Here is a 24,884-nt window from a genome sequence, read left to right on the forward strand (position 1 = left end):
CATCCCGGAGAGGGAGGTGGCGGACCACACGACGTGGGGGAGCCTGGGGGAGAGCCAGTCACAACTCGAACTGCGGCTGCAGCTCCCGGATGCGCTTCATCGCCACCCCGGCGGCCGCGGTGCGCGTCTCCACGCCCAGCTTGACGAAGACGCGCTCCAGGTGCTTCTTGGCGGTGGCCGGGCTGGCGCCGAGGATCTCGCCGATGTCCTTGTTGGTCTTGCCCTTGACCACCCAGTACAGCACCTCGGCCTCGCGGGCGGTGAGCTTGAGGCTCAGGCTCATGGCCTCGATGACGGCGGCGTCGGAGACCTCGCGCATGATGATCAGCCAGTCGTCGCCGCCCTCGTCCTGGCCGGCTTGCTGGTGCAGCCGCAGGTTGAGCGAGGCGGCGCCCTGCGCGATGGTGAGCACCGGCGGCTCGATCTGGCGCTGCTGCGCATCGGGCAGGTACCGGCGCAGCCACTCCAGCACCGCCGGCGGGGTGGCCGGCGCACTGCTGCCGCAGTAGCGCTGCAGCAGTTCGCGCGCCAGCGCCGTCTGCCACACCAGCCGGCCCTCGGGCATGCGCACCATGAAGCTGGCGTAGCCGAAGGCATCGAGCGCGTTGCGCGCCTGCCCGGCCTGCTGCTGGGCCTGGCGGGCGCGGCGCGCGCCCTGCAGGTGCACGTTCATGCGCGCCAGCACTTCCTTGGGCTTGATGGGCTTGGTGACGTAGTCGACGCCGCCCGCCTCCAGCGCGGCGACCAGGTGCTCGGTCTCCGTCAGGCCGGTCATGAAGACGATGGGGATGTGCGCCGTCGCCGCGTCCGCCTTGAGCCGGCGCGCGACTTCGAAGCCGTCGATGCCGGGCATCATCGCGTCGAGCAGCACGATGTCGGGCCGGGCCTGGGCGGCGCGCTGCAGCGCCTGCTCGCCGCTGGTGGCGACCAGCACCGCGTAGCCCGATTCGTCCAGCGCATCGTGCAGCACCGCCAGGTTGTCGGGCACGTCGTCGACGATCAGCACCAGGTCGCCGGTGCCGGCGTGCTCGCGCAGGGTCCGGACCAGGGGTGGGGTGTTGTCGATGTCGTTCATGAGGTCCCCGCTGCGGCGGTCAGCGCACGGCTCATCGCCTCGAACTGGAACTGGCGCGCCAGCGTGCGCTGCGCGGCGGTCCAGGCCGCGCATTCGGGTTGCGCGGCGTCGATGGCATCGAGGGCGTTCATGATGCCCCGGAAGTAGCCCAGGCTCACGGCCTCGCCGAGCGCGCGCAGGCGCGGGGCATCGGGCAGCGCGCCGGCGGGCTCGGCAGGCTGGGGCTGCGGGGCCGCGGCGCTGTCGGTCCACTGCAGCGCCAGGCGCCGCTCCAGCCAGTCGAGCAGTTCGCTGTGGCGCACGGGCTTGACGAAAAAATCCTCGGGCGCGATGCCCACGTCGTTGTCCAGCCGCTTGTCGAAAGCATTGGCCGAGACGATCGCGACCTGGGCGCCGGCCAGGCCGATCGCACGGGCGCGGCGGATGGTTTCCCAGCCGTCGATGCCGGGCATGGCGAGGTCCACGAACATGGCATCCGGGTACCATCCGGCCGCGATCAGGTCGAGGGCGTCGTGGCCGCTGGCGGCGGTGCGCAGCTCGAAGCCCAGGGGCGCGAGCACGTTGACCAGCAGTTCGCGATCGGCCTCCTCGTTGTCGACCACCAGCAGGCGGCGGCGCGGCCCCGTGTAGCCGCGGCGCACGCGCGGCGCGGGCGAGGCGGGCCGAAGCCGCCGGCGCAACCCGTGCGGCTCGTGCACGCGCGGCAGGAACAGGCGCAGGCAGAACACCGAGCCCACGCCGGGCGTGCTCTGCACCTTGATCTCGCCGCCCATCAGATCGATCAGCATCTTCGCGATGGTCAGGCCCAGGCCCGCGCCCGGCGCCGAGGCGCCGGCATGGGCGCCGCGCGCGAAGGGCTCGAAGATGCGGCCCAGTGCCTCGGCCGACATGCCGGGCCCCGTGTCCTCCACCTCGATGGCCGCGAACTCGCGCGCATAGCGCACGCGCAGCACGACGCGCCCGCCGGCGGTGAACTTGATCGCGTTGCCCAGCAGGTTGATCAGGATCTGCCGCACCCGCTTCTCGTCGGCACGCACGAGCGCGGGCAGCTCGCCCTCGGGTTCGAAGTGGAAGGCCAGGCCCTTCTCCGCCGCCTGCAGCTCGAACATGTCGGCCAGCTCGCGCATCAGGTCGGCGAACTGCATGGGCCGGGCCTGCAGCGTGAGCTTGCCGGCCTCGATGTGGGCGATGTCCAGGGTGCCTTCGATCAGCGACAGCAGGTGCTCTCCGCCGCGCTTGATCACCGCCACCGCCTGCCGCCGGTGCGGCGGCACGGCCGCGTCCTCTCCCATCAATTGCGCATAGCCGAGGATGCTGTTGAGCGGCGTGCGCAGCTCGTGGCTGATGGCGCTGATGTAGCGGCTCTTGGCCTGATTGGCCTGCTCGGCGATGCGCTTGGCGGCCTGCAGCGCGCGGTCGGTCTCGCGGTGCAGTTCGATCTCGCGCATCAGCAGGTGGGTCTGGCGGTTCGACTCCTCCTGCGCCACCTTGCGGCTCTGGTGTGCCAGCACCAGCCACCAGGCCACGATGCCGGCGATCAGCAGCAAGGCCATGTAGGCCTTGAGGAAGCCGGCGCGCAGCGCGGCGGGCGCGTGCGCCGCATCGGCGATCAGCCCTTCCCCCAGGCCCCGCAGCTCCTGCTGGTAGAGCACGCCGAAGACGGCGGCCAGCAGCGGCACCACGATCAGCATCATCAGCAGGAAATGGCCGAGGCCCGTGTCCAGGTAGGGCCAGACGCGGCGCGGCAGCAGCCAGCGCAGCGCAGCCGACCACTGGGCCGCCAGGCTCGCTTCGCGCTTGCACAGGTCGCCGCAGCGGGCGTCCAGGGTGCAGCACAGCGAGCAGATCGCGCCCTGGTAGGCGGGGCAGTGGGCCATGTCCGGTCCCTCGTACTCGCGCTCGCAGATCACGCAGCGCTGCGTGAGCACGCGACCGCCGCCGGCCGCCGGCGCGACGCGCGCCCAGCGCACCGTGCGCGGGCCTTCGGCCGGCCCGAAGGGGGCGGCGCCACCCTGCTGCGAGACCCGCGCAATGTAGAACCGGCCCCGCGTCGCCCAGGCGATCAGCGGCGCCGCGACGAAAGCGGTGCCCAGCGCGATCAAGGCCGAGAAGGCCTGCGCCATCGGCCCGAACACGCCCAGGTGCGCGGTGATGGACAGCGCCGAGGCCAGCGCCATCGCACCCACGCCCACCGGGTTGATGTCCCACAGATGGGCACGCTTGAACTCGATGCCGGGTGGCGACAGGCCCAGCGGCTTGTTGACCACCAGGTCGGCCACCACCGCCATCATCCAGGCGATGGCGACGTTGGCGTACAGGCCCAGCACGTCGCCCAGCGCCTCGAAGACGTTCATCTCCATCAGCATGAAGGCGATGAGCGCGTTGAAGACGACCCACACCACACGGCCGGGATGGCTGTGGGTCACGCGCGAGAAGAAGTTGCTCCAGGCCAGCGAGCCGGCATAGGCGTTGGTGACGTTGATCTTGATCTGCGAGATCGCCACGAACAGCGCCGTGGCGGCCACTGCCCAGCCGTACCGGGGGAAGACGTACTCGTAGGCCGCGAGGTACATCTGGTTCGGATCCACCGCGCGCTCCGGCGGCACCATGTGGCGGATGGCGAGGTAGGCCAGCAGCGCGCCGCCCAGCATCTTGAGCACGCCCAGCACCACCCAGCCCGGTCCGCCCGCCAACACGGCGGCCCACCAGCGCCGCCGGTTGGCCGCGGTGCGCACCGGCATGAACCGCAGGTAGTCGGCCTGCTCCCCCATCTGGGTGATCAACGCGATGCCAACCGTCAAGGCGGCACCAAAAAGGCGCATGTCGAACCCCATCTGGCCCGGCTTGACGCCGTTGTAGTGCACGACGCCCGCGAACGCACCAGGATCGCGCGCCAGCACATAGGCAAAAGGCACCACCAGCATCAGCAGCCAGATGGGCTGGGTCCACACCTGGAGCCTGCTGATGGCCGAGATGCCGTGCGTGACCAGCGGGATCACCACCAGCGCGCAGACCAGGTAGCCCCAGACCACCGGGATGCCCAGGGCGAGGTCCAGCGCATAGGCCATCACCGCGGCCTCGAGCGCAAAGAAGATGAAGGTGAAGCAGGCGTAGATCAGCGAGGTCAGCGTGGAGCCGATGTAGCCGAAGCCGGCGCCGCGGGTGAGCAGGTCCATGTCCACGCCGTAGCGCGCCGCGTAGACGCTGATCGGCAGGCCGGCCAGGAAGATGATCAGCCCGGTGGCCAGGATGGCCCAGGCGGCATTGACGAAGCCGTACTGCACCAGCAGCGTGGCACCCACGGCCTCCAGGATCAGAAAGGAGGCCGCGCCGCCGAAGGCCGTGCTCGCCACCCGCCATTCGGACATGCGGCGGAAGCGCTGCGGCGTGTAGCGCAGGGCGTAGTCTTCCAGCGTCTCGCGGGCGACCCAGCTGTTGTAGTCGCGCCGAACTTTGACAATGCGCTGCGGCGCTTCTTCGCCGGCGGCGGGGAGGGGGGGCGTTTCCACGACGGCAAGGCTGCAGGTTCCATGCCATCGGCACGACTGTTGCAATGGTGGGGGCTTGCTGATAATGGCTGCCTTTTCGACCTCCCCTGCCCTCCCATGGAACTGACACCGCGCGAAAAAGACAAGCTGCTGATCTTCACGGCGGCCCTGCTGGCGGAGCGGCGCCGGGCGCGCGGCCTCAAGCTGAATTACCCCGAGGCGGTGGCGCTGATCTCGGCCGCCGTGATGGAAGGCGCGCGCGACGGCAAGACCGTGGCGGCGCTGATGAGCGAGGGCCGCAGCGTCCTCTCGCGCGCGGACGTGATGGAAGGCGTGGCCGACATGATCCCGGACATCCAGGTCGAAGCCACTTTTCCCGACGGCACCAAGCTCGTGACCGTGCACCAGCCGATCGTCTGAATTCACCCGCACAAGCAAGAAAGAACCTCATGCGCCTTCTTCGCACGGCCTCCCTCCTTCTGACCGCGGCCATGCCGCTGGCCGCAGCGGCCCACACCGGCGCCGATGCGGGTCTGCACCACGGCCTCGCGGCCGGCTTCCTGCATCCGCTGACCGGGCCGGACCACCTGGCGGCGATGGTGGCGGTGGGCTTGTGGAGCGCGCTGACCGCGCGCCGTGCCTGGCCCGACCTGCTGGCCGCGCCGCTGGGCTTCGCGCTGATGCTGCTGGTGGGTGCGCTGCTGGGCCGGGCGGGCGTGGGGTGGCCGGCGGTCGAGCCCATGATCGCGGCCTCCCTGCTGGTGCTGGGGCTGCTGGTCTTCACGCAACGCCGGCTGCCGGCACTCGCAGCCGGGGTGCTGGTCGGCGTCTTCGCAGTCTTCCACGGTGTGGCCCATGGGCAGGAACTCGCGGACCGATCGGGCGCCGCGCTGACGCTGGCCGGCATGCTCGCCGCGACGGTCCTGCTGCATGCCGCGGGCATCGCCCTCGGCTGGGCGCTGCGCCACGGCGATCGCTGGATGCCTCGCCTCGCCGGTGCGGCCGTTGCGATCTTCGGCGTCGTACTCCTCGGCGGCCTCGCATGATCCCCGGCGAGCTGATCGCCGACGAGGGCGACCACGCCCTCAACCCCGGCCGCCGTACGCTCACTCTGGTGGTCCGCAACGCGGCCGACCGTCCCATCCAGGTCGGCTCGCACTACCACTTCGCCGAGACCAACGGCGCGCTGGACTTCGACCGCGAGGCCGCGCGCGGCATGCGTCTGAACATCGCCTCGGGCACCGCGGTGCGCTTCGAGCCGGGGCAGCAGCGCACGGTCGAGCTGGTCGACTTCGCCGGTGACCGCGTGGTCTACGGCTTTCGCGGACTCGTGCAAGGAAAGCTCTGAACATGGCCATGATCGGGCGGCGCGCCTACGCCGAAATTTTTGGCCCCACCGTGGGCGACCGGGTCCGCCTGGCCGACACCGACCTGGTGATCGAGGTCGAGCAGGACTACACCCTGCGCGCCGGCGGTTACGGCGAGGAGGTCAAGTTCGGCGGCGGCAAGACCATCCGCGACGGCATGGCGCAGTCGCAGCGCACGCGTGCCGAGGGCGTGGTCGACACGGTGATGACCAACGCGCTGATCCTCGACCACTGGGGCATCGTCAAGGCCGACATCGGCCTGAAGGACGGCCGCATCGTCGCCATCGGCAAGGCCGGCAACCCGGACGTGCAGCCGGGCGTGGACATCGTCATCGGCCCGGGCACCGAGATCATCAGCTGCGAAGGGAACATCGTCACCGCCGGCGGCATCGACAGCCACATCCACTTCATCTGCCCGCAGCAGATCGAGGAGGCGCTGGCCTCGGGGGTCACCACCATGCTGGGCGGCGGCACCGGGCCGGCCACCGGCACCTTCGCCACCACCGTCACGCCGGGCCCCTGGCACATCGAGCGCATGCTGCAGGCGGCCGACGCCTTCCCGATGAACCTCGGCTTCCTGGGCAAGGGCAATGCGAGCCGGCCCGCGGGCCTGCACGAGCAGATCGAGGCCGGCGTGATCGGCCTGAAGCTGCACGAGGACTGGGGCACCACGCCGGCCGCGATCAGCAACTGCCTGGACGTGGCCGACGCCACCGACACGCAGGTCGCGATCCACAGCGACACGCTGAACGAATCGGGCTTCGTGGAGAACACCATCGCCGCGGTGAAGGGCCGCGCGATCTGCGCCTTCCACACCGAAGGCGCGGGCGGCGGCCATGCGCCGGACATCCTGCGCGTGGTGGGCGAGCAGAACTTCCTGCCCTCCTCCACCAACCCCACCATGCCCTACACGGTGAACACGCTGGACGAGCACGTCGACATGCTCATGGTGTGCCACCACCTGGACGCCGGCATCCCGGAGGACCTGGCCTTCGCCGAAAGCCGCATCCGCAAGGAGACCATCGCGGCCGAGGACATCCTGCACGACCTGGGCGCGATCAGCATGTTCAGTTCCGACAGCCAGGCGATGGGGCGGGTGGGCGAGGTGATCATCCGCTGCTGGCAGACCGCCCACAAGATGAAGGCGCAGCGCGGCAAGCTGCCGGAGGACGGCAGCCGCCACGACAACGCGCGCGCGAGGCGCTACGTGGCCAAGTACACGATCAACCCGGCCATCGCGCACGGCATCTCGCACGAGGTGGGCAGCATCGAGGTCGGCAAATGGGCCGACCTGGTGGTGTGGAAGCCGGCCTTCTTCGGCATCAAGCCCTTCACCATTCTCAAGGGCGGCACGATCGCGATGGCGGCGATGGGCGACCCCAACGCCTCGATCCCGACGCCGCAGCCGGTGCACTACCGCCCGATGTTCGGCGCCTTCGGCGGCGCGCTCGCCAGGAGCTCGCTGACCTTCGTCTCCCAGGCGGGGCTGGCGGCGGGCATCGGCGAGCGCTATGGGCTGGCGAAGACACTGAGCGCGGTGAAGAACGTCCGCAACGTGCGCAAGAAGGACATGGTCCACAACGGCTACGCGCCGAAGATGGAGATCGATCCGCAGACCTATGCGGTGCGGGCGGACGGGCAACTGCTCACCTGCGATCCGGCGGTGGTGCTGCCGATGGCGCAGCGGTACTTTCTATTCTGAATGTCAGGCGCCGCGCGATCGGAGATGTTCGCGAATCCATTGTGCGAGAGCCTCTTCCTCCAACTGACCGGAGGCAAGCGCGAGCATCGACAAGACGCACGCCTCGTCGGAGGCGCCGAGTTCCCATCCGTTGAGGTCGAGAAAGACTTCCATCGCCACGAAGGCGGTTCTCTTGTTGCCGTCAACGAATGGATGGTTTCGCGCAATGCCGAAGGCATAGCACGCAGCGAGTTCGGCCGCATCAGGCGTCCCGTATGCCGCGCGATGCTGAGGGCGCCCGGCTGCAGAGGCCAGCGAGCCTTCGTCGCGAATGCCGGGCGGCCCGCCGTGCTCTACCAGCTGTTCTTCGTGCGCCGCGCGGATGAGTTCGACGCTCAACCAAGTCCAGGCTTCGTTGGCCGCCGTCATTTGGCCAACTCGCGCAAGACATTTCGCCGCTTCTTCATGATGCGGCGTGCCGCTTCCATCTGCCGTTCGAACTCATCGTCGTACGGCGTGAGGTTGAATCCCCCGCTTGCGGACTCCGTCAAATACACCGTGTCCCCCTTGCCCACGTTCATCTTTGCCAACACCTCCTTGGGCAGGATGAGGCCGACCGAATTGCCGATCTGTGTGAGCTTGAGGGCAGACATGGGACCTCCACGCGGTTAAGTTATAACAACCGTTATATTATCCGCCCGATACCCCGATCGCAATGGTCATGCTCACAGCCAACAAACTCATGCCCCGCGGCGGCGGCCTCGCGCCGGTGCTGCTCAAGCGCGCCGCCACGGTCGAACTCGACTGGGACGTGCGCCAGAAAAGCCGCTTCGATGCCACCGACTCGCAGGGCCGCCAGCTCGGCGTGTTCCTGCCGCGCGGGACGGCGGTGCGCGGCGGCGACGTGCTGGTGGCGGAAGACGGCTCGCTGGTGAAGGTGATCGCGGCGAAGCAGCCGGTGCTGGTCATCACGCACTGCAGCGAGCACGGCACGCCCTTCGACCTCATGCGCGCGGCCTACCACCTGGGAAACCGGCACGTGCCGATCGAGCTGCAGCCCGACCACCTGAAGATCGAACCCGACCATGTGCTGGCCGGCATGCTGCGCTCGATGCACCTGATCGTGCGGGAAGCGGAGGAAGCCTTCGAGCCCGAGGGCGGGGCCTACGGCGCCCACGGCGCCGGCCACGGTCATTCGCATGGCGGCAGCGCACCGTTGGGGCCGGTGCTGCATCCGGATGCGTATGCCGCACCGCATGAGCACGAGCACCCTGGCCACGATCACACCCATTCGCACGGCCACCCCCACGGCCATTCGCACTGATGGATGACGCGCCGGGCGCCCTGCCCGCGGCCAGCCTGCTGCAGCTGATCTGGCTCGCCTCACCCGCCCTCCCGGTCGGCGGCTTTTCCTATTCGGAGGGGCTGGAGGCCGCCATCGAATGGGCCGGCGTCACGACCGAGCAGGCCGCGGCCGACTGGCTCGCCGATCAGCTCCACATGAGCCTCGCGCGCAGCGACCTCGCCGTCGTCGGCCAGGCCGTGCACGCCTGGCGCGCGGGCGACCTGGCCCGGGTCCGCGCCCTGAACGACTGGGTGTTCCGCACTCGCGAATCGGCCGAGTTCCTTCTGCAGACCGAGCAGATGGGTCGCTCCTTCGTCGAATGGCTCAAGCTGCGCCATGCCGATGCCGCCGCGGTCTTCGACAGCCTGCCGGCCAGCTACCCGGTCGCCTTCGCCTTCGCCGCCAGCCGAACAGAGGCACCGGCACCGGACGCCTGCCTGGCCTTCGCCTTCGGCTGGGCCGAGAACATGGCGGCCGCCGCGGTCAAGGCGGTACCGCTGGGCCAGAGCGCCGGGCAGCGCATCCTCGGCCGGCTGGCCGCCGAGATCCCCGCGGCAGTGGACCAGGCCCTCGCCCTGGCGGATGATGAACGCCAGGCTTTTTCGCCCATGCTCGCCGTGCTGTCGGCGCGGCATGAAACCCAGTACTCGCGACTCTTCCGAAGCTGAACCCGCAACTGCCACCATGAGCGCCGCCCTTCACCACATCGCCAACCGCACCAAGAGACTGCCGCCGCTTCGCGTGGGCATCGGCGGGCCGGTGGGTTCCGGCAAGACCACGCTGCTGGAAATGCTCTGCAAGGCGATGCGCGACAAGTACGACCTGATCGCCATCACCAACGACATCTACACCAAGGAAGACCAGCGCCTGCTGACGGTCGCCGGCGCGCTGCCGGCCGAGCGCATCATGGGCGTGGAAACCGGCGGCTGCCCGCACACCGCAATTCGCGAGGACGCCTCGATCAACCTCGAGGCCATCGACCGCATGCTGGCCGAGTTTCCCGATGCCGACGTGGTGTTCGTCGAGAGCGGCGGCGACAACCTGGCCGCCACTTTCAGCCCCGAGCTCAGCGACCTGACGATCTACGTGATCGACGTGGCGGCCGGCGAGAAGATCCCGCGCAAGGGTGGCCCCGGCATCACCAAGAGCGACCTCTTCGTCATCAACAAGACGGACCTCGCGCCCCATGTGGGTGCCGATCTGGCCGTGATGGAGGCCGACACGAAGCGCATGCGCAAGCAGCGGCCCTTCGTGATGACCAACCTCAAGACGAAGGCGGGACTGGCCGAAGTCATCGCCTTCATCGAGGACCGGGGAATGCTGGAGGAGTAGGCCCGGTGGCCGCCTGCAAAGGCGGAACGAATGTGAAATACGTCACACATGGTAAGCGGCATAGTGCTTCGGGCGTATTTTTTGCAGGAGGTGGAAGTTTGATACTTCGAAACGAGTACCAAAGTTCCTACGAACAATCATGCCCTCCGAAGCCATCTTTCTTCCCGCGGCTGGCAGCGTCCAGTTCGCCATCTACCCCGACGGGTACGACGGGGCCCGGATCATCGCCAGGATCGACGAGGAGGCGCTGCACGCGCGCTTCCATGCACCTGACGGCGAATCGGCACTGGTGCGTACCTACGACGAGAACGCCGATTCGATCGACGCGCTCGCCACCGCCCGCTACCGGGAGAACCCGAGGGCGGCGATCTGCCTGCACAGCACGGATTTCCAGGCGAGCGGGTTCTAACTCGGGCCGCGGCTCGGCGGGCGGCCGCACCGGGCCGTTGACGCACGCTCAGGCTCAGCCCTCCTCGTACCACCGGTCCTTGGCCAGCATCACCCGGTGGTGGCCGACGCCGGCCGGGATCATGGGAAAGCAGTTCTCCTGCGCCGCCACCTGCACGTCGAGGAAGAAGGGCCCCTCGGCGGCCAGGCATTCGGCCAGTGCCTCTTCCAGTTGGGATGGGTCGGCCACGCGCCGCGCGCTCCAACCGAAGGCGCGGGCCAGCGCGACGAAGTCGGGCAACGCCTCGTTCCAGCTGTGGCTCAGGCGGTTGCCGTGGTTGAGCTCCTGCCACTGGCGCACCATGCCCATGTAGCCGTTGTTGCACAGCACCAGCTTGACCGGCGCGCGGTGCTGCACGGCAGTGGACAGTTCCTGGATGTTCATCAGCACCGAGGCGTCGCCGCTCACGCACACGGTCAGCGCGCCGGGGTGCGCGAGCTGGGCACCGATCGCGGCGGGCAGGCCATAGCCCATGGTGCCGGCGCCGCCCGAGGTCAGCCAGCGGCGCGGCCGCTCGAAGCGCAGGTGCTGCGCCGCCCACATCTGGTGCTGGCCCACGTCGGTGGAGACGATGGGGTCGCGGCCCACGAGCGCCTTGCGCAGCGAGGCCATGAGCTGCTGCGGCAAGATCGCGCCGTCGCGCGGCACGTAGTCGAGGCAACGCGCTTCGCGCCAGCCTTCGATGCGCCGCCACCAGGACGCCAGGCGCCCGGGAGCCAGGCCGTCGAGCGCCGGCATGCGCAGCAGCGCGTCCAGCACCGCGCCACAGTCGCCGACCATGGGCACGTCGACCTTCACCACCTTGTTGATGTTGGCCGGGTCGATGTCGATGTGGATCTTGCGCGCGTCCGGGCAGAACTCGGCCAGCTTGCCCGTCACGCGATCGTCGAAGCGCGCGCCGACGCAGAGCACCAGGTCGGCCTGGTGCATCGCGAGGTTGGCTTCCAGCGTGCCGTGCATGCCCAGCATGCCGAGGTAGCGTGGGTCGGAGGCCGGAAAGGCGCCCAGGCCCATCAGCGTCAGCGTGCAGGGGGCGTCGAGCTTTCGCACCAGGCAGGTGAAGGCCTCGCAGGCGGCCGGGCCGGCGTTGACCAGGCCGCCGCCGCCGTAGAGCACCGGCCTGCGCGCGGTGGAGAGCAGGTCGGCCGCGCGCTCGAGGCTGGACTGCGGCAGGCGCTGCGGCACACCACGCGGGGGACGCCGCGCCGGCACAGCCTCTTCCTCGCCGATCATGGCCAGCTGCACGTCCTTGGGCATGTCCAGCAACACCGGCCCGGGCCGGCCGGAGGCCGCGATCTCCAGCGCCTGCCGCACCCGCGCCGGCACCTGGCCGGCGGAACGCAACTGGCAATTCCACTTCGTCACCGGCCGCGACATGCCGAGGGCATCGCTTTCCTGGAAGGCATCGGTGCCGATCACCGTGCTGGCCACCTGGCCGCTGATGCACAGCAGCGGCACCGAGTCGCTGATCGCGTCCAGCAGACCGGTGATGGTGTTGCCCACGCCCGGGCCGGAGGTCACCAGCACCACGCCGACCCGCCCGGTGCTGCGCGCGTAGCCCTCGGCTGCATGGACGGCGGCCTGCTCGTGGCGCACCAGGACGTGGCGCAGGCGAGGCTCACCATGCAGCGCGTCGTAGAGCGGCAGCGCGGCGCCGCCGGGATAGCCGAACACGGTGTCGACGCCGCATTCGACCAGGGTCTGCAGCAGGGCCTGGGCGCCGTTGCGCAACTGGAGCAGCGCGGGGGTGGGAGCGAGGGATTGCATGCGTCGATTTTTCTGGTTCTGACGCAGAATTTGCTTCTTATTTCGGAATCATTCGGCACTTCCTTTGAAAAACCATCGCAAATCATCGCAAGAAGGCGAAGAATCTTTCGACCGGATCGACATGGCGATCCTGCGCGTGCTCCTGGCCGACTCGCGCAAGACGCTGCAGGAGATCGGCGCCGAGGTGGGCCTGGCGGCCACCAGCTGCTGGAATCGCATCAAGAAGCTGGAGGCCAGCGGCGTCATCAAGCGCTACACGGTCGACGTCAATGCCGGGAAGCTGGGCTACCAGGATTCGGTGATCGTGCAGCTCACGCTGGAGAGCCACAGCGACGAAACGCTGTACGAGTTCGGCCGCACGCTGGCCGCCATCCCGGAGATCCAGGAGGCCTACCTGGTGTCAGGCGACTACGACTACTACATCCGCATTGCCGTGCGCGACACGCGGGACTATGAGCGCCTCCTGAGGGAGAAGCTCTACAAGATCCCCGGCATCCGGCACAGCCAGTCGCATTTCGTGCTGCGCGTGCTCAAGGAAGCGAGCGCCCCGCTGATCTGAGGCGCGGGCGCGCCGCGGAGGGCGGACGAAGAAAAAGAAATCAGCTCGGCTGCCGGGGTGCCTGTGGCTGCTGGCCCTGCACGGCGCCCTGTTGCTGCTGCTCCTGATGCAACGGCGGCACGCCGTCGACCGCCACGCCGCGCCTCGCAATACCCTTCACCAGGTGCCTCGGCAGATGGTGTGCCTTGGCCAGCAGCGCCAAGGCTTCGCTGCGCGCCGGCTCGCAGGCCGGCAGCAACTTCTGCAATGAACTCATCGTGGTCGTCCTTGAGCGCCGGAAAACGAAGACCTCAGCACTGCGCCGGAGAGGTGCAGTCTTTCATCGCGTCGAACGCGGCCCCGGCTCGGCCGCGGACGGGCATTATGGGTCGCGCACCGCGCCGGGCGCCAGCCAATGGGCATGTTGCCGGCGCAGTTACTTATCTGCCGGTGCCGCGAGCCCGCGGTCGCCGAGCCGCGCCATGGTGCGCCGCGCCTGCAGCACGACCGGCAGGTCCACCATTTTTCCATCGAGCTGCACTGCGGCGCCGCCCGACGCGGCATCCGCGGCCAGCACGCGCTCGGCCCACGCGATCTCCTCCGCCGAGGGCGACAAGGCCTCGTGCACGACCGCGACCTGCCGCGGGTGGATGCACAGCTTGGCGCCGAAGCCCAGGTTCAGTGCGCGTTGCGTATCGGCCCGCAGCAGTGCGTCGTTGCCGATGTCGACGGTGACGCCATCGACGGCCGGTGCGAGCCTGTTCAGGCGGGTGGCGATGTTCACAGCGAAGCGCAGGGGCAGCAACTCGGGCTCCCCTTCCGTGCAACGCACGCCCGTGTCGGCCATGAAATCGATGTGGCCCACCACGAGGCGCAGCACCTGGGGGGCGCCCGCCAGTGCATGGACCGCCGCGTAGCCCGCCGCGGTCTCGACGAGCGGAAGGATCGCCGTCCCGGGCAGCCTGACCGCCACCTGCGACAAGACCTCCGGCGATTCGGCCTTGGGCACCATCACCGCGGCCGGCGCGCCCAGGCCCCGAAGCCATTCGAGGTCCTGCAGGCCCAGCGGAGTGTCGGCGGGATTGATGCGCAGCACCAGCGGCACCGCTTGCCGATCCAGCTGCGCCCAGCGCGCCCCGATGGCCTCGCGCGCCGCCGCCTTCTCGGCGTGCGGCACGGCATCCTCCAGGTCGATGACGATCGCATCGGCGCCGCTTCGCAATGCCTTCTCGAAGCGTTCGGGGCGGTTGCCGGGCACGAACAGGAAGGTTCGCGCGCTCGCGAGCGCAATGGCGCCGGCAGTCGGTGGCGTGGGAAGTGTCTTCATGGGAATGTCCGGGTTTCGGTGGGATCTCAGACGGCGCCCGCGCCGCGCATGGAGGCGATGGCTTCGTTCGAGCAGCCCAATTCCTGCAGGATGGCGTCGGTGTGCTCGCCCAGTCCCGGCACCGCATCCATGCGCGGCGAGAAGGCCTGGGTCGTGCCGGGCGGCAGCAGCGCCGGGATGAGGCCGCCGGGCGTCGCGACCTGCGTCCACCGCTCGCGGGCCTTCAACTGGGGATGCTTCCAGACGTCGTGCATGTCGTTGACGCTGGCATTGGCGATCTGGGCCGCTTCCAGCCGCCCCACCACCTGCTCCGCGGTCAGCGAAGAAAAGGCCTGGACGATGAGGGCGCGCAGCGCGTTGCGGTGTGCCACGCGCCGGGTGTTGGAGGCGAAGCGCTCGTCCCCGGCGAGCTCGGGCTGCTGCAGAACCGTCTTGCAGAACAGGCCCCACTCCCGCTCGTTCTGCAGGCCCAGCATGACCGTGCCGTCGCTGGCGGGAAAGGGACCGTAGGGGAAGATCGTGGCGTGCGAGGCCCCCGCGCGCGGCGGCGCGGCCGCCCCCTCGAAGGCGTAGTACATGGGAAAGCCCATCCACTCCACCATGCTCTCCAGCATCGACACGTCGATGCGGCTGCCCTTGCCGGTCTTGCCGCGCTGGAGCAACGCGGCCAGGATGCCCGAATAGGCGTACATGCCCGCGGCGATGTCGGCGATGGAGCAGCCTGCCTTCGCCGGCTCGGCATCCGAACCGGTGACGGACAGAAAGCCGGACTCGCTCTGGATCAGCAGGTCGTAGGCCTTCTTGTCGCGGTACGGCCCGTCGTCGCCATAGCCCGAGATGTCGCACACGATGAGCCGGGGATGCTTCTCGTGCAGTGCCTCGAAGGAAAGCCCCAGCCTGGCCGCGGCGCCGGGCGCCAGGTTCTGCACCAGCACGTCGGCGCCTTCGAGCAGCTTGCCGAGCACCTCCTGCGCGACGGGTTGCTTCACGTCCAGCGTCAGGCTCTCCTTCGACCGGTTGGTCCAGACGAAGTGCGAGGCCATGCCCCGCACCCGTTCGTCGTAGGCGCGGGCGAAGTCGCCCACGCCGGGCCGTTCCACCTTGATCACCCGGGCGCCCAGGTCCGCCAGCTGGCGGGTGCAGAAGGGCGCCGCGATCGCGTGTTCCAGCGTGATGACCGTCACGCCATCCAAAGGTCGTGTCATGAGAATCACCTCGCCGGATCAGAACGATCGCGGCAACCCGAGGATGTGCTCGGCCACGTAGGCATAAATCAGGTTGGTGGAGATCGGCGCCACCTGGTAGAGCCGGGTCTCGCGGAACTTGCGCTCGATGTCGTATTCGTTGGCGAAGCCGAAGCCGCCGTGGGTCTGCATGCAGACGTTGGCGGCCTCCCAGCTCGCCTTGGCCGCCAGGTACTTGGCCATGTTGGCCTGGGCGCCGCAGTCCTGGTGCGCGTCGTATCGGCGGGCCGCCTCGAAGCGCATCAGGTTGGCCGCCTCGACCTCGATGAAGGCATCGGCAATCGGAAACTGCACGCCCTGGTTCTTGCCGATGGGGCGGTCGAACACGATGCGCTCGCTGGCGTACTTGCGCGCCCGCTCGATGAACCAGTAACCATCGCCGATGCACTCGGCGGCGATCAGGGTGCGCTCGGCGTTCAGGCCGTCGAGGATGTACTTGAAGCCCCGCCCTTCCTCGCCGATCAGGTTCTCTTCCGGGACCTCCAGGTTCTCGAAGAAGAGTTCGTTGGTCTCGTGGTTGACCAGGTTGGGGATGGGCCGCACCGTCAACCCGCTGCCGATGGCCTGCTTGAGATCGACGATGAAGATCGACATGCCCTCGGACTTCTTCTTCACCTCGGCCAGCGGCGTGGTGCGCGCCAGCAGGATCATCAGGTCGGAGTGCTGCACGCGCGAGATCCAGACCTTCTGGCCGTTGACGACCCAGCGGCCATCCTTCCTGACCGCGGTGGTCTTGATCTTGGTGGTGTCGGTGCCGGTGGTGGGCTCGGTCACCGCCATCGACTGGATGCGCAGCTTGCCGGCCGCGATGCCGGGCAGGTACTTCTCTTTCTGCGCCTGGCTGCCGTTGCGCAACAGCGTGCCCATGTTGTACATCTGGCCGTGCACCGCGCCGGCGTTGCCACCCGAGCGGTTGATCTCTTCCATGATCACGGTCGCAGCGCCCAGGCCGAGGCCGGTGCCGCCGTACTCCTCCGGGATCATGGCGGCCAGCCAGCCGGCCTCCATCAGCGCATCGACGAATTGCTCGGGATAGGCCTTCCGCTCGTCGACCTTGCGGAAATACTCGTCGGGGAACTGCCTGCACAGGCTGCGCACGGCGTCGCGGATGTCCTGGTAGTCGTCGGCTTCGTTGAACATGGGGTGCTTCCTTGAACAGTGATCGTCGTCAGTACAGTTGCGCCGTGGCATCCATGGCCAGGTGGCCGTCCGGCGTGCGCGCCCAGAGCCTGACGGTCTCGGCATCCTCCTGCCGGCCGCAGACGCTGAAGGGCGCGACGTCGAACAGCGGCTGCACGGCGCGGAAAGAGAAGGACTTGACGGACGCATCGGGCAGTCGGCGCCGCAGCAGGTCCAGCAGCAGCGTGGCGATCAGGGGCCCATGCACGATCAGGCCCGGATAGCCCTCGACCTCGGTCACGTACTTGCGGTCGTAGTGGATGCGGTGGCCGTTGAAGGTGAGCGCGGAGTAGCGGAACAGCAGGACGTCGTCGGGCACGATCTCCCGCGACCATGCGGCATCGGCCGGCGCAGCCTGCGGTGCCGGCGTGGGGTCGCCCGGCCTCGGGTTGTCGCGGTAGACGATGTCGTGGCGTTCCAGGATCGCCGGTTCGCCGTCCGCGCGGATCTCGTGATCGACGTTGACGAACACCAGCGGGCCGGTGCGCCCTTCCTTGACGCGCACGTCGGCGATGCGCGAGCTGCGCGAGATCGCCTGGCCGACCCGCAGCGGCGCCTTGAACTGGAGCTGGCTGCCCGCCCACATCCGGCGCGGCAGCGGCACGGGCGGCAGGAAGCCACCCCGCTTCGGATGCCCGTCGGGACCGATCTCGGACTGGCGGTGGATCGGCAGGAAGTAGAGCCAGTGCCAGCAAGGCGGCAGGTGGTCTGACGGCGTCACCGGTGGATCGTCCCGGTCGAGGGTGGCCGTGAGCGCATGCAACGGCACAGGGGTCACCACATCGTCGATGACGGCCGTGCGGCCGATCCACGTGCGCAGGTGGTCGATGTCGAGAGTCATGAAACGTGTCTCCTGTCGCTTCGATTCTGGGTGGGGCCCCGATATATGGGAAATACGGATTACCGCTATCGGCTATCGCGGCGGGCGATAGCAGCATTCCATAATGCACCGATCGACCGCCTCACCTGGATCGCCATGGAACTGCGACAACTTCGGTACTTCATCGGTGCGAGCGAAGCGGGCAGCCTGCTCAAGGCCTCGGCCACGCTGCACGTGGCCCAGCCGGCACTCAGCCATCAGATCGCCGCGCTGGAAAGCGAGATCGGCGCGCAGTTGTTCGACCGTTCGAGCCGGGGCATCAGCCTCACCGAGGCCGGCAAGGTCTTCCTCGCGCATGCGAAGGTCGTGCTCGCCGACCTCGAGCGCGCCCGCACCGCGGTGCAGGACTTCGGCTCGGTGCCGCGCGGCGAGGTCGCGATCGGCCTGACCACCACCGTGGGCCTGACCGCCACCCTTCCCATCCTGGCCGCATGCCGTGCCCAGTTGCCGCAGGTCCGGCTCAAGGTCATCGAGGCCTACAGCGGCTTTCTTCGCGAATGGCTTCAATCGGGCCGGCTCGACCTGGCCCTGATGTACGGTGAAGAACCTGAAGCCGGGCTCGTCAAGCATCCCCTGCTCGACGAGCAGCTCGTGCTGGTCTCGGGCGTGTCGCGCCGGCGCCTGCCGAAGAAACTTCCGCTGACGGCCCTGGCGAGTCGCCCCTTGCTGCTCCCCGGCAAGGACCATGGCCTGCGGCGCATCATCGACGACGCATGCGCACCGTTGAAGCTGCAGCTGGACGTGGTGGCGGAAGTCGAGTCGCTGGCCAGCGTCAAGCGCGCCGCGGAAGCGGGGATCGGCGAAACCATCCTGACCCTGGGCGCCGTCGCCGAAGAAGTGGCGGCGGGCCGCCTGCGGACCGCCACGCTCGACAGCCCGGCCATGTCCCGGCGCGTCGTCTTCTCCACGAACGCGGCGCGGCCCGAGAGCGTGGCGAAGTCAGCCGTCGCCGCGCTGGTGCGGGGCGTGCTGCGGCAGATGGTTCTTTCCGGTGCCTGGCCCGCCCGCTGGATCGACGCCGGCAAGGGAGCTCGGCAGCCGGTTCAGCGCCAGACCGCGAGCGCCTGAAGCTGGGACTGCTGCTGGGAGCCCAAGGCGGCCCAACTGGTGGCGCCGGTCGGAGGGGCCATGGAGGCCATGGCGCTGACCAGCAGATCCACGTCTGCGCTGGACAAGGTGCGCGAGGTGCCATCCGCGTTCGCAGCCGCCAGGATGGACTCCACCTGGTGCGACCCGCCCGCATACCAGTCGGCGATTCTGACGCTGTCGCCGGTGCCCATCACGGTGATGGTCAGGTCGGACGAGCCCTGCTCATGGCTGAACCACAGCTGATCGAAGTCGATCCGCCCCGCCGCGCCCCCGGTGAGTGAGAAGTCCAGTTCGTCGGCCGTGCCCCCGGACTCGACGATCCAGTCAGCCCCGCCACCGCGGCCGAACTTGTAGGTGTCGTTGCCCGCGCCGCCGGACAGCAGGTCCGCGCCGCCGGCGCCGTCCAGCACGTTGTTGCCGCTGTTGCCGGTGAGGATGTTGGCCAGCGCATTGCCCGTGATGCTGGTGTCGCCCCCGTCCATCAACGTGCCGTTCTCCACGTTCGCACCCAGCGTGCAGCTCACACTCGACTGCACCGTGTCCGTGCCTTCATTGGCGTTCTCCTTCACCACGTCGCCCACGTCGTCCACCACGTAGGTGTCGTTGCCCGCACCACCTGCCATGCGGTCCGCGCCGGCGCCGCCGTCCAGCACGTCGTTGCCCGCACCGCCGGAGAGGCCGTCGCTGCCCGCCCCGCCCTGCAGGGTGAGCTCGTTGCCCCGGGCGATGAAGTCTTCCGCGCTCATCTCGTGCGCGAGGACGCTGTTCCTTGCCTCCAGATAGGCGGCATGGGCCGCCTGTTGGTCGTGGTACAGCTCCGCGAGCTTGAGCCTGGTGGCCGGAGATCCCGTGGCAGTGACTCTGCGGTTGACGCTCATCAGCACGTCGGCCTGGAGTTCGGACCCGATGGCGGAATCATTGACCAGGTCTTGGCGCTCCAGCAGTTCCGACACGGTCTTGTTGAGCTGGGCCTGGTACCAGCGCCGCTGCTCCTGCGCCATGTTCTTCGGTATCCAGACGAAATTGCGCATCAGCGTGACCATCGCGTATTCCGTACGCGCCTTGGTCAGGTCGTACTTCGCGCCGGAGATGTCGTACTTGAGGTTGTCGGTGTCGTAACCGGTGTTGTTGCTCTTCGGCAGCCTGCCGTAGGGCAAGGCCCTGCGATGGCTGGTGTAGGCCATGACCCAGTCGGTGCTGCCGCCCGAGGCCGCTTCCTCCGCCATGGCGCCGCGCAGGCTCAGCTCGACGCTCCATGCGTCCAGCGTGGCCTGGCTCACATACAGGTGCTCGTTGCCGTCCTCGCCCTTGAGCTTGAAGGGCACGCCGATGGCGTGGGGGTCGAAGCCCGCCGTGGAGGGATCGGAAATGACGGCGTGGCCGTCTTCGAGACTGGCCAGGAACCGGTCGCCCGCGCCCTCCCCGACGCCGTCGCCGTCGGTGTCGGCCAGGGAGATGCCGAGGTCGACGAGCACCTTGTCGTCGTCGGGCCGGATGGCAAGAATCCGCGCCTCCAGCGCGTAGCTGTTCTGCTTTTCCCAGTCCAGCTGCATGCGCTGGGTCCACTGCTGCAACGTGGCCGCGTCGACGATCAGGTGCGGCTGGCCTCCGATGTCGTGAGTGACCGGGGCGCCTTTGTCCGCGGCCTCGCCGATTCGGGCCTCGGGCAGCACCGCATAGACGCCGCCGGCGGCCTTGCTCGCGACGGCCGCGGCCGCGTAGATCTTGTCGGCGGCGCCGTTGCCCCGGCCGTCGTACTCGCCCAGGTCGTACCAGTCCTGCGCCTGGCCGTTGACCTGCACCGAGACGGTCCTGCCGGCGGCGGCGATCGCGCCATCCAGGCGCAGCCGCAGCTCGGCGGCCTCGCCTCGGCGCTGCGCCGCACCCTCGATCCGGCCGAGCCGCTCCTGGTCCATGGCAACAACAGGATTCGCCGCGTCGTCCGCGACGGTGCGGGTAAGCCAGTCCTGCATCGGCAGGCCGGCAGCCGCCATCAGTGTTTCGACGCTCACGCCGGTGCCGAGCCTGGCCGTGTCGACCCAGTCCTGGTCGGCCAACTGCACGCTGTACCGTGCGTAGCCGCCTTCGGCGGCCTCGGGCGCAAGCGCCTGCACGCGCAGCGTCGGCGCGTTGCCGAGCAGTGTCGCCCGGCCCGCGCTGCGTTCGTCGGCGACGGCGTTGCTGCCGGTCGCGACGCTGGCCTGCAGCGTGAAGGTTTCGTCGGCCTCGCGGGCCACGGTCGTGGTGGTGCCGGAGGTCGTGCTCTCGCGCGGATGGAGCTTCACTCGCACGAGCGTGTGGGTCTGCCCCGCGGCGAAGGTCAGCTGAGCGTTGGTCGCAGTCTGCCAGGTGCCGTCGCCGGCCTGATAGAGCAGCTCCTCGTCATAGTCGCCGCTGGCGGCAGTGCCGGTGCCGGCGACCTTCTTGGCCGTGCCCTCGATCAGGCGCAGGCCGACCGTGACGTCCGTGGCGCTCGCATGCGAAAGCCCCACGGAGAAGGTGGCGTAGTTGTCGGCACCGCCGTTGCGGTCTTCCCGCGCGTAGGTGTTGGAGACGAGCACCACGGGCTTCTCCGCCTTGAGCGTGGCGGTGGCACTGCCATCGGCCAGGTTCGCGTTCAGCGGGTTGCTCAGGTTGAGCGTGAACTGCGGGTCCGTCACCGTGTAGCTGCGGTTGCTGCGCAACTGAACCGTGACCAGCTTCTCCGTCTCGCCCACCGCGAAGGTGAGCTTGCCCGTTGCCTGCACGAAGTCATCGGCCAGTGTCGCGGAGCCTTCCGCGGTGCCGTAGTCCACGGTGATGGGCACGGTGGCCGGGCCCGACAGCTTGACGCGGAAGGTGGCTGCCATGGCGTCGTCGTCGACCTCGGTGTCGTCCACCCAGACCTGCGGCGTCGTGCCGTGCCTGAAGACCGTGACGGTGCCGGTCGCACTGGTGTTCGCGGTCGCGCCGGCGGTCGTGACCGTGGCGCCCAGCGCGACCGGCACGGCATCCGCGCCGTCGGGGTAGCCCTGGAACGAGGCCCGGACCATGAGCTCCGCCGAGCCGGCGGGCAGCGACAGGGTGGCCGTGTCGTTGCTGTCGACCGTGAGTTGGCTCCAGCTCCTGCCGTAGTCGGTGGAGACGGCGTACTGGCTCAACGTGAGGTTGTTGCGGGTGAAGCTCAGGCTGAGCCAGGTGTCCGCATCGCGCGCGCGGTCGAGGCGGACGTGGAAGATCGCAGCCCCCTCGGCCTGGCCGACGCGTTCGCTGTCGACGCTGATCGTGGGCGGGGGAACGTACTCCAGCGTGGCCTGGCCTGTCGCGGAAGGCAGGGCCAGGAGCCCGGATTGTGTCGAGGCCAGGTCGGCCTTCAGCTGGAAGTCGAGCTTCTCGTCGGTGACTTTGGGAACGACCTGCGTGCGTACCTGTACCAGTGTCTTGCCTGGCTGGAAGGTGGCGGCACTTGTCTTGGTCCAGCTCTGTCCCCCGTCATAAGAGACTTCCAGGCTGTCGTTCGCGACACTGGAACCATAGTCGACGCCCTGGCCCTGCGCGGTGCCATCCACCAGCGACAGGTCGAAAGCCGTGGCCTGGGTGAGGCGCTTGGACAGCACCAGCGTGAAGACCGCATAGCCCGCATCGCGCGCCACGACGTCGCCGTAGATCCGCAGCCGGGGCAGGCCGGCCTCCGTGATGACAGGCATGTCGCCTGTCGCCAATGAAGCAGACGTGTTCAGTGCCGCCGAACTGCGCGTCCCGGTCTGGGTGACGGACAGCCCGACTGTTTCGCCGACGTCGCTGACGTTGTCCCGGGTGATGGGTGTGCGCGCAAGAATGACTTCGGAGCCCGTGAGGGTGGTGACCGTGCCAGGTGCGTGCCAGGTCAGGCCGCCGTCGGTGGAGATTTCCAGGTCGTTGTCCGCCACGCCCTGGACGAAGCCATAGTCGACGCCGCCGCCGGTCGCCGTTCCGCCCGAGGCGAAGGCGAGGTCGATGGACTGAGCGACCCGGACCGGCGCTGGCAGGGTCGACAACGATGCAGCCTGCGCCACTGCGGACGTCAAGGCCGCGACTTCGCCGGATGTCAGGGCGCGCGGCCTCTCCAGTCGCCGGCCATCGGCTGACGGCGCAAAGGGATCGGGTGGCAGCGCCTGGTACCCACCCCCCTGCTCCAGCAGGTTGGCCCAGCCAAGCACGGTTTCGCGGGTCGCTTTCTCGATGCCGTTGTCCTCGTAGAGCTCGCCGAAGGCATCGACGGGGCTGGTGGGCAGCGCGCCGCTCACGACAGCGGGCAGGTGCAGACCGTGCGCGGCCAGCATGCTGCGGACGTTGGCGTCTGCGAGCAGATCGTCCAGGGCTTCGAGGGACACGGTGTCGGTGCCGGTGGGAGCCTGGCCGGCCTGGGGCGTGCCAGACCAGGCCGCCGCGGCGCGCAACAAGGCGGCCACCGCCTTGGGCAGGTCGGCCTGGCCCTGCGCGGCCCATTGCTCGGCCACGGACTGCTGGATCAGCAGACGGGACTGCGCCTGGTTGAACGCGGCCTGGTACTGCTCCACGGGGGTGTTCTCGCCGGTGGCGGTGTCGGTGAGAACGACGGTGACTGCGTGCGGGCCGGTGTCGGTGATGCCGGTGATGACGTTCCAGGAGGTGATGGCCAGCGTGTCGCTGCCGGGCAAGCTGTACAGGGTGCCATCGACCCTGATCTGCAGCCTCTGGCCCGCGCGCAGCGGTCGGGCCAGCACGCCGGTGAGTGTTCCGTCGGTCGCTTCCTTGCGCAGCGAGCTGCCGTCCAGGAAGGCGTTCTTCAGCAGCGGGTCGTTCGCAAGCCAGGTACGCCACGGCGCCACCTGGTCGGGCGGAACGAAGAAGCTGATCCACCCGCCGGCATCCGCCGTGCTGCCCTGCGTGTGAGCCTGGACTGTCTGCAACCTGGTTGCCGCATCCACCAGCCAGGCGGCCCCCGCTTCGAGAGCACCCCGGGTCGCTCCTTCCGCGAGACGGCGTGCGGTCTCGCCCGACATATAGAGGGTTGAATCACCGATAGACGGGAAGTCCTCGGGCGCCAGGGTCTGCACCAGGGTGGCGAAGCTGGCGGCCGAGGTGGGGTCGGCAGAGCCGCTGCCCACGTCGATGAACTGCGATGCCTGCGCGAGATCACGCTGCTCGAGCTGCTGGATCAACGCGTCGATCTCTGCAGTGCCCCCGCTCAGCCTGACGATGCCGGTTGCGCCAGCCAGTTCGGTGACGTTGGCCAGGACGAATGAATTCGGGAATGCGCCGGCAAAGCAGCCCCACAGCGAGCGGCTGAGGAACAGATCCGTGGAGGTGGCCTGCCGGCGCACCAGCACGCCATTGGCGAGGAACCGGTCCTCGTCGGCGATGGCCGGGTCCAGCATGACGACGTTGGAGCTCACGCCCGCGGCAGCCGCCGCGCTGGCGATGCGTTGCAGCAAGGCCATGGCCGTCAGCGGCGGGGCGCTCAATGCGGCATCGGTCTGGATGCATTGCGAATCGCTGACGGCGCCGACCGACTGGAGGCGGTCCCAGAGCTCGGTCAATGCCGCGCTGCCGTCCGCAGAAATGCAGACGACATCGCCCGTCCCGCTGTCATCGGTGCCTGCCGCACTGCGCAGCAATGCCAATGCCGGCCCGAGCTGCGCGTCGGCCACGAGCGCATCGAGCGCCAGCATGGCGCTGCGCCATGCCGATCGCGTCATGTAGAGCTTGTGAACGTCAGCACTTTCGACGCGCAGGCAGCAGATGAAGTCGGCTGCGGTCAGCATGCTGGCCGTCGAGGCCGATGCCGGAGCGCTCAACGTGCCGGCGGCTTGCAGCGCCTCGGCGAGGCCCGCGAGGTCGCCAGGGTCGGCGCTGCGCAACTGGAAGATGTCGCTGCCTGCCTGCGTCTCGCGAACGTCTTCGAGCGCGGACAGGATCGAGGCCAAACCGGCGCCGACGAAGGGAACGAAGGAAAAAACGGAAGCGCTCATTCAGGGCTCCTGAGGCCCGTGCGACCGGTTCAAGCCGCGCGGCATGACGAGGAAGGCGAACACCTGGATTCGACGAGCGGAGCAGCAAGGGCAGACCGGTGAACCACGTTCTCCACGCTGCGGTATGAACCCGCACCCTGCCAAGGTAGAGC

The 24,884-nt window shown here is 68.8% G+C and carries 21 protein-coding genes; 10 read left to right on the forward strand and 11 right to left on the reverse strand.

Annotation, left to right across the window (positions count from 1 at the left end):
* Nucleotides 1-58 precede the first annotated feature (58 nt).
* Nucleotides 59-1,075, reverse strand: a complete 1,017-nt coding sequence (locus ABEA07_RS07060; RefSeq protein WP_345536807.1) for a response regulator — start codon at nucleotides 1,073-1,075, stop codon at nucleotides 59-61.
* A complete protein-coding gene (locus ABEA07_RS07065; protein ID WP_345536808.1) occupies nucleotides 1,072-4,584 on the reverse strand; it encodes a hybrid sensor histidine kinase/response regulator in 3,513 nt (1,170 codons plus the stop codon). Before ABEA07_RS07065 ends, ABEA07_RS07060 begins: the two co-directional genes overlap by 4 nt.
* 96 nt (nucleotides 4,585-4,680) lie before the next feature.
* On the opposite strand from ABEA07_RS07065, the gene ABEA07_RS07070 reads away from it, so the two are divergent.
* The 4 genes from ABEA07_RS07070 to ureC are packed head-to-tail and all read left to right on the forward strand — an operon-like array spanning nucleotide 4,681 to nucleotide 7,632.
* Complete coding sequence (locus ABEA07_RS07070; protein WP_345536809.1) at nucleotides 4,681-4,983, forward strand: urease subunit gamma; 303 nt, start codon at nucleotides 4,681-4,683, stop codon at nucleotides 4,981-4,983.
* Between the two features lie 29 nt (nucleotides 4,984-5,012).
* On the forward strand, nucleotides 5,013-5,609 hold the full coding sequence (locus ABEA07_RS07075; RefSeq protein ID WP_345536810.1) for a HupE/UreJ family protein: 597 nt from the start codon (nucleotides 5,013-5,015) through the stop codon (nucleotides 5,607-5,609).
* Complete coding sequence (locus tag ABEA07_RS07080) at nucleotides 5,606-5,911, forward strand: urease subunit beta (RefSeq protein WP_345536812.1); 306 nt, start codon at nucleotides 5,606-5,608, stop codon at nucleotides 5,909-5,911. The genes ABEA07_RS07075 and ABEA07_RS07080 overlap by 4 nt, the downstream gene beginning before the upstream one ends.
* A gap of 2 nt (nucleotides 5,912-5,913) precedes the next feature.
* Entirely contained in the window at nucleotides 5,914-7,632 is a 1,719-nt protein-coding gene (ureC, locus tag ABEA07_RS07085) for an urease subunit alpha (RefSeq protein WP_345536813.1), read from the forward strand.
* 3 nt (nucleotides 7,633-7,635) lie between these two features.
* On the opposite strand, the gene ABEA07_RS07090 is transcribed toward ureC, so the two are convergent.
* Together ABEA07_RS07090 and ABEA07_RS07095 are read right to left on the reverse strand one after the other, a co-directional pair.
* Nucleotides 7,636-8,040: a type II toxin-antitoxin system death-on-curing family toxin gene (locus tag ABEA07_RS07090; protein WP_345536815.1), complete on the reverse strand. Its 405-nt coding sequence runs from the start codon at nucleotides 8,038-8,040 to the stop codon at nucleotides 7,636-7,638.
* Nucleotides 8,037-8,264 carry an AbrB/MazE/SpoVT family DNA-binding domain-containing protein gene (locus ABEA07_RS07095; RefSeq protein WP_345536817.1) on the reverse strand — a complete coding sequence of 76 codons (228 nt, stop codon included), beginning with the start codon at nucleotides 8,262-8,264 and terminating at the stop codon, nucleotides 8,037-8,039. The genes ABEA07_RS07090 and ABEA07_RS07095 overlap by 4 nt, the downstream gene beginning before the upstream one ends.
* Nucleotides 8,265-8,332: 68 nt before the next feature.
* Between ABEA07_RS07095 and ureE the strand changes: the two genes are divergently transcribed.
* The 4 genes from ureE (at nucleotide 8,333) to ABEA07_RS07115 (ending at nucleotide 10,697) form a co-directional block, all read left to right on the forward strand.
* Nucleotides 8,333-8,935, forward strand: a complete 603-nt coding sequence (gene ureE / locus ABEA07_RS07100; RefSeq protein WP_345536819.1) for an urease accessory protein UreE — start codon at nucleotides 8,333-8,335, stop codon at nucleotides 8,933-8,935.
* Nucleotides 8,935-9,624 carry an urease accessory protein UreF gene (locus ABEA07_RS07105; protein ID WP_345536820.1) on the forward strand — a complete coding sequence of 230 codons (690 nt, stop codon included), beginning with the start codon at nucleotides 8,935-8,937 and terminating at the stop codon, nucleotides 9,622-9,624. Before ureE ends, ABEA07_RS07105 begins: the two co-directional genes overlap by 1 nt.
* Nucleotides 9,625-9,640: 16 nt before the next feature.
* Nucleotides 9,641-10,288: an urease accessory protein UreG gene (ureG, locus tag ABEA07_RS07110; protein ID WP_345536821.1), complete on the forward strand. Its 648-nt coding sequence runs from the start codon at nucleotides 9,641-9,643 to the stop codon at nucleotides 10,286-10,288.
* Between the two features lie 139 nt (nucleotides 10,289-10,427).
* The gene (locus ABEA07_RS07115) at nucleotides 10,428-10,697 is read left to right on the forward strand and encodes a hypothetical protein (RefSeq protein WP_345536823.1); all 270 of its coding nucleotides are present in this window, start codon (nucleotides 10,428-10,430) and stop codon (nucleotides 10,695-10,697) included.
* 54 nt (nucleotides 10,698-10,751) lie between these two features.
* Here the strand turns inward: ABEA07_RS07115 and ilvB are convergent, their stop codons facing one another.
* The gene (ilvB, locus tag ABEA07_RS07120; RefSeq protein ID WP_345536824.1) at nucleotides 10,752-12,503 is read right to left on the reverse strand and encodes a biosynthetic-type acetolactate synthase large subunit; all 1,752 of its coding nucleotides are present in this window, start codon (nucleotides 12,501-12,503) and stop codon (nucleotides 10,752-10,754) included.
* A 121-nt stretch (nucleotides 12,504-12,624) separates the two neighbouring features.
* Between ilvB and ABEA07_RS07125 the strand changes: the two genes are divergently transcribed.
* The gene (locus tag ABEA07_RS07125; protein WP_345536825.1) at nucleotides 12,625-13,062 is read left to right on the forward strand and encodes an Lrp/AsnC family transcriptional regulator; all 438 of its coding nucleotides are present in this window, start codon (nucleotides 12,625-12,627) and stop codon (nucleotides 13,060-13,062) included.
* Nucleotides 13,063-13,102: 40 nt separating this feature from the next.
* Here the strand turns inward: ABEA07_RS07125 and ABEA07_RS07130 are convergent, their stop codons facing one another.
* From ABEA07_RS07130 to ABEA07_RS07150, 5 genes are all read right to left on the reverse strand, one after another.
* Nucleotides 13,103-13,318, reverse strand: coding sequence for a hypothetical protein (locus ABEA07_RS07130; RefSeq protein ID WP_345536826.1), 216 nt, complete (start codon nucleotides 13,316-13,318; stop codon nucleotides 13,103-13,105).
* A gap of 159 nt (nucleotides 13,319-13,477) precedes the next feature.
* On the reverse strand, nucleotides 13,478-14,368 hold the full coding sequence (locus ABEA07_RS07135; RefSeq protein ID WP_345536827.1) for an HpcH/HpaI aldolase/citrate lyase family protein: 891 nt from the start codon (nucleotides 14,366-14,368) through the stop codon (nucleotides 13,478-13,480).
* A gap of 26 nt (nucleotides 14,369-14,394) precedes the next feature.
* A complete protein-coding gene (locus tag ABEA07_RS07140) occupies nucleotides 14,395-15,573 on the reverse strand; it encodes a CaiB/BaiF CoA transferase family protein (RefSeq protein WP_345536829.1) in 1,179 nt (392 codons plus the stop codon).
* 18 nt (nucleotides 15,574-15,591) lie between these two features.
* The gene (locus ABEA07_RS07145; RefSeq protein ID WP_345536831.1) at nucleotides 15,592-16,752 is read right to left on the reverse strand and encodes an acyl-CoA dehydrogenase family protein; all 1,161 of its coding nucleotides are present in this window, start codon (nucleotides 16,750-16,752) and stop codon (nucleotides 15,592-15,594) included.
* A 28-nt stretch (nucleotides 16,753-16,780) separates the two neighbouring features.
* Nucleotides 16,781-17,632, reverse strand: a complete 852-nt coding sequence (locus ABEA07_RS07150; RefSeq protein ID WP_345536832.1) for an HTD2 family dehydratase — start codon at nucleotides 17,630-17,632, stop codon at nucleotides 16,781-16,783.
* 135 nt (nucleotides 17,633-17,767) lie between these two features.
* Here ABEA07_RS07150 and ABEA07_RS07155 point away from each other — a divergent pair, with 135 nt between their 5' ends.
* Complete coding sequence (locus tag ABEA07_RS07155) at nucleotides 17,768-18,739, forward strand: LysR substrate-binding domain-containing protein (protein ID WP_345536834.1); 972 nt, start codon at nucleotides 17,768-17,770, stop codon at nucleotides 18,737-18,739.
* Here the strand turns inward: ABEA07_RS07155 and ABEA07_RS07160 are convergent.
* On the reverse strand, nucleotides 18,715-24,732 hold the full coding sequence (locus ABEA07_RS07160; protein ID WP_345536835.1) for a Calx-beta domain-containing protein: 6,018 nt from the start codon (nucleotides 24,730-24,732) through the stop codon (nucleotides 18,715-18,717). The genes ABEA07_RS07155 and ABEA07_RS07160 overlap by 25 nt on opposite strands.
* Nucleotides 24,733-24,884: the final 152 nt, after the last annotated feature.

Source organism: Variovorax defluvii (assembly GCF_039541515.1).
Taxonomy (GTDB): domain Bacteria; phylum Pseudomonadota; class Gammaproteobacteria; order Burkholderiales; family Burkholderiaceae_C; genus Variovorax; species Variovorax defluvii.

Bases quoted from the DNA above. Each gene is read 5' to 3' on its own strand.
- ABEA07_RS07095 (WP_345536817.1), bottom strand. From the start codon at position 8,264: ATGTCTGCCCTCAAGCTCACACAGATCGGCAATTCGGTCGGCCTCATC.
- ABEA07_RS07060 (WP_345536807.1), bottom strand. From the start codon at position 1,075: ATGAACGACATCGACAACACCCCACCCCTGGTCCGGACCCTGCGCGAG.
- ABEA07_RS07160 (WP_345536835.1), bottom strand. From the start codon at position 24,732: ATGAGCGCTTCCGTTTTTTCCTTCGTTCCCTTCGTCGGCGCCGGTTTG.
- ABEA07_RS07155 (WP_345536834.1), top strand. From the start codon at position 17,768: ATGGAACTGCGACAACTTCGGTACTTCATCGGTGCGAGCGAAGCGGGC.
- ABEA07_RS07105 (WP_345536820.1), top strand. From the start codon at position 8,935: ATGGATGACGCGCCGGGCGCCCTGCCCGCGGCCAGCCTGCTGCAGCTG.
- ABEA07_RS07070 (WP_345536809.1), top strand. From the start codon at position 4,681: ATGGAACTGACACCGCGCGAAAAAGACAAGCTGCTGATCTTCACGGCG.
- ABEA07_RS07140 (WP_345536829.1), bottom strand. From the start codon at position 15,573: ATGACACGACCTTTGGATGGCGTGACGGTCATCACGCTGGAACACGCG.
- ABEA07_RS07145 (WP_345536831.1), bottom strand. From the start codon at position 16,752: ATGTTCAACGAAGCCGACGACTACCAGGACATCCGCGACGCCGTGCGC.
- ureE (WP_345536819.1), top strand. From the start codon at position 8,333: ATGCTCACAGCCAACAAACTCATGCCCCGCGGCGGCGGCCTCGCGCCG.
- ABEA07_RS07150 (WP_345536832.1), bottom strand. From the start codon at position 17,632: ATGACTCTCGACATCGACCACCTGCGCACGTGGATCGGCCGCACGGCC.
- ureG (WP_345536821.1), top strand. From the start codon at position 9,641: ATGAGCGCCGCCCTTCACCACATCGCCAACCGCACCAAGAGACTGCCG.
- ABEA07_RS07080 (WP_345536812.1), top strand. From the start codon at position 5,606: ATGATCCCCGGCGAGCTGATCGCCGACGAGGGCGACCACGCCCTCAAC.
- ABEA07_RS07125 (WP_345536825.1), top strand. From the start codon at position 12,625: ATGGCGATCCTGCGCGTGCTCCTGGCCGACTCGCGCAAGACGCTGCAG.
- ilvB (WP_345536824.1), bottom strand. From the start codon at position 12,503: ATGCAATCCCTCGCTCCCACCCCCGCGCTGCTCCAGTTGCGCAACGGC.
- ABEA07_RS07115 (WP_345536823.1), top strand. From the start codon at position 10,428: ATGCCCTCCGAAGCCATCTTTCTTCCCGCGGCTGGCAGCGTCCAGTTC.
- ABEA07_RS07130 (WP_345536826.1), bottom strand. From the start codon at position 13,318: ATGAGTTCATTGCAGAAGTTGCTGCCGGCCTGCGAGCCGGCGCGCAGC.
- ABEA07_RS07075 (WP_345536810.1), top strand. From the start codon at position 5,013: ATGCGCCTTCTTCGCACGGCCTCCCTCCTTCTGACCGCGGCCATGCCG.
- ABEA07_RS07135 (WP_345536827.1), bottom strand. From the start codon at position 14,368: ATGAAGACACTTCCCACGCCACCGACTGCCGGCGCCATTGCGCTCGCG.
- ureC (WP_345536813.1), top strand. From the start codon at position 5,914: ATGGCCATGATCGGGCGGCGCGCCTACGCCGAAATTTTTGGCCCCACC.
- ABEA07_RS07090 (WP_345536815.1), bottom strand. From the start codon at position 8,040: ATGACGGCGGCCAACGAAGCCTGGACTTGGTTGAGCGTCGAACTCATC.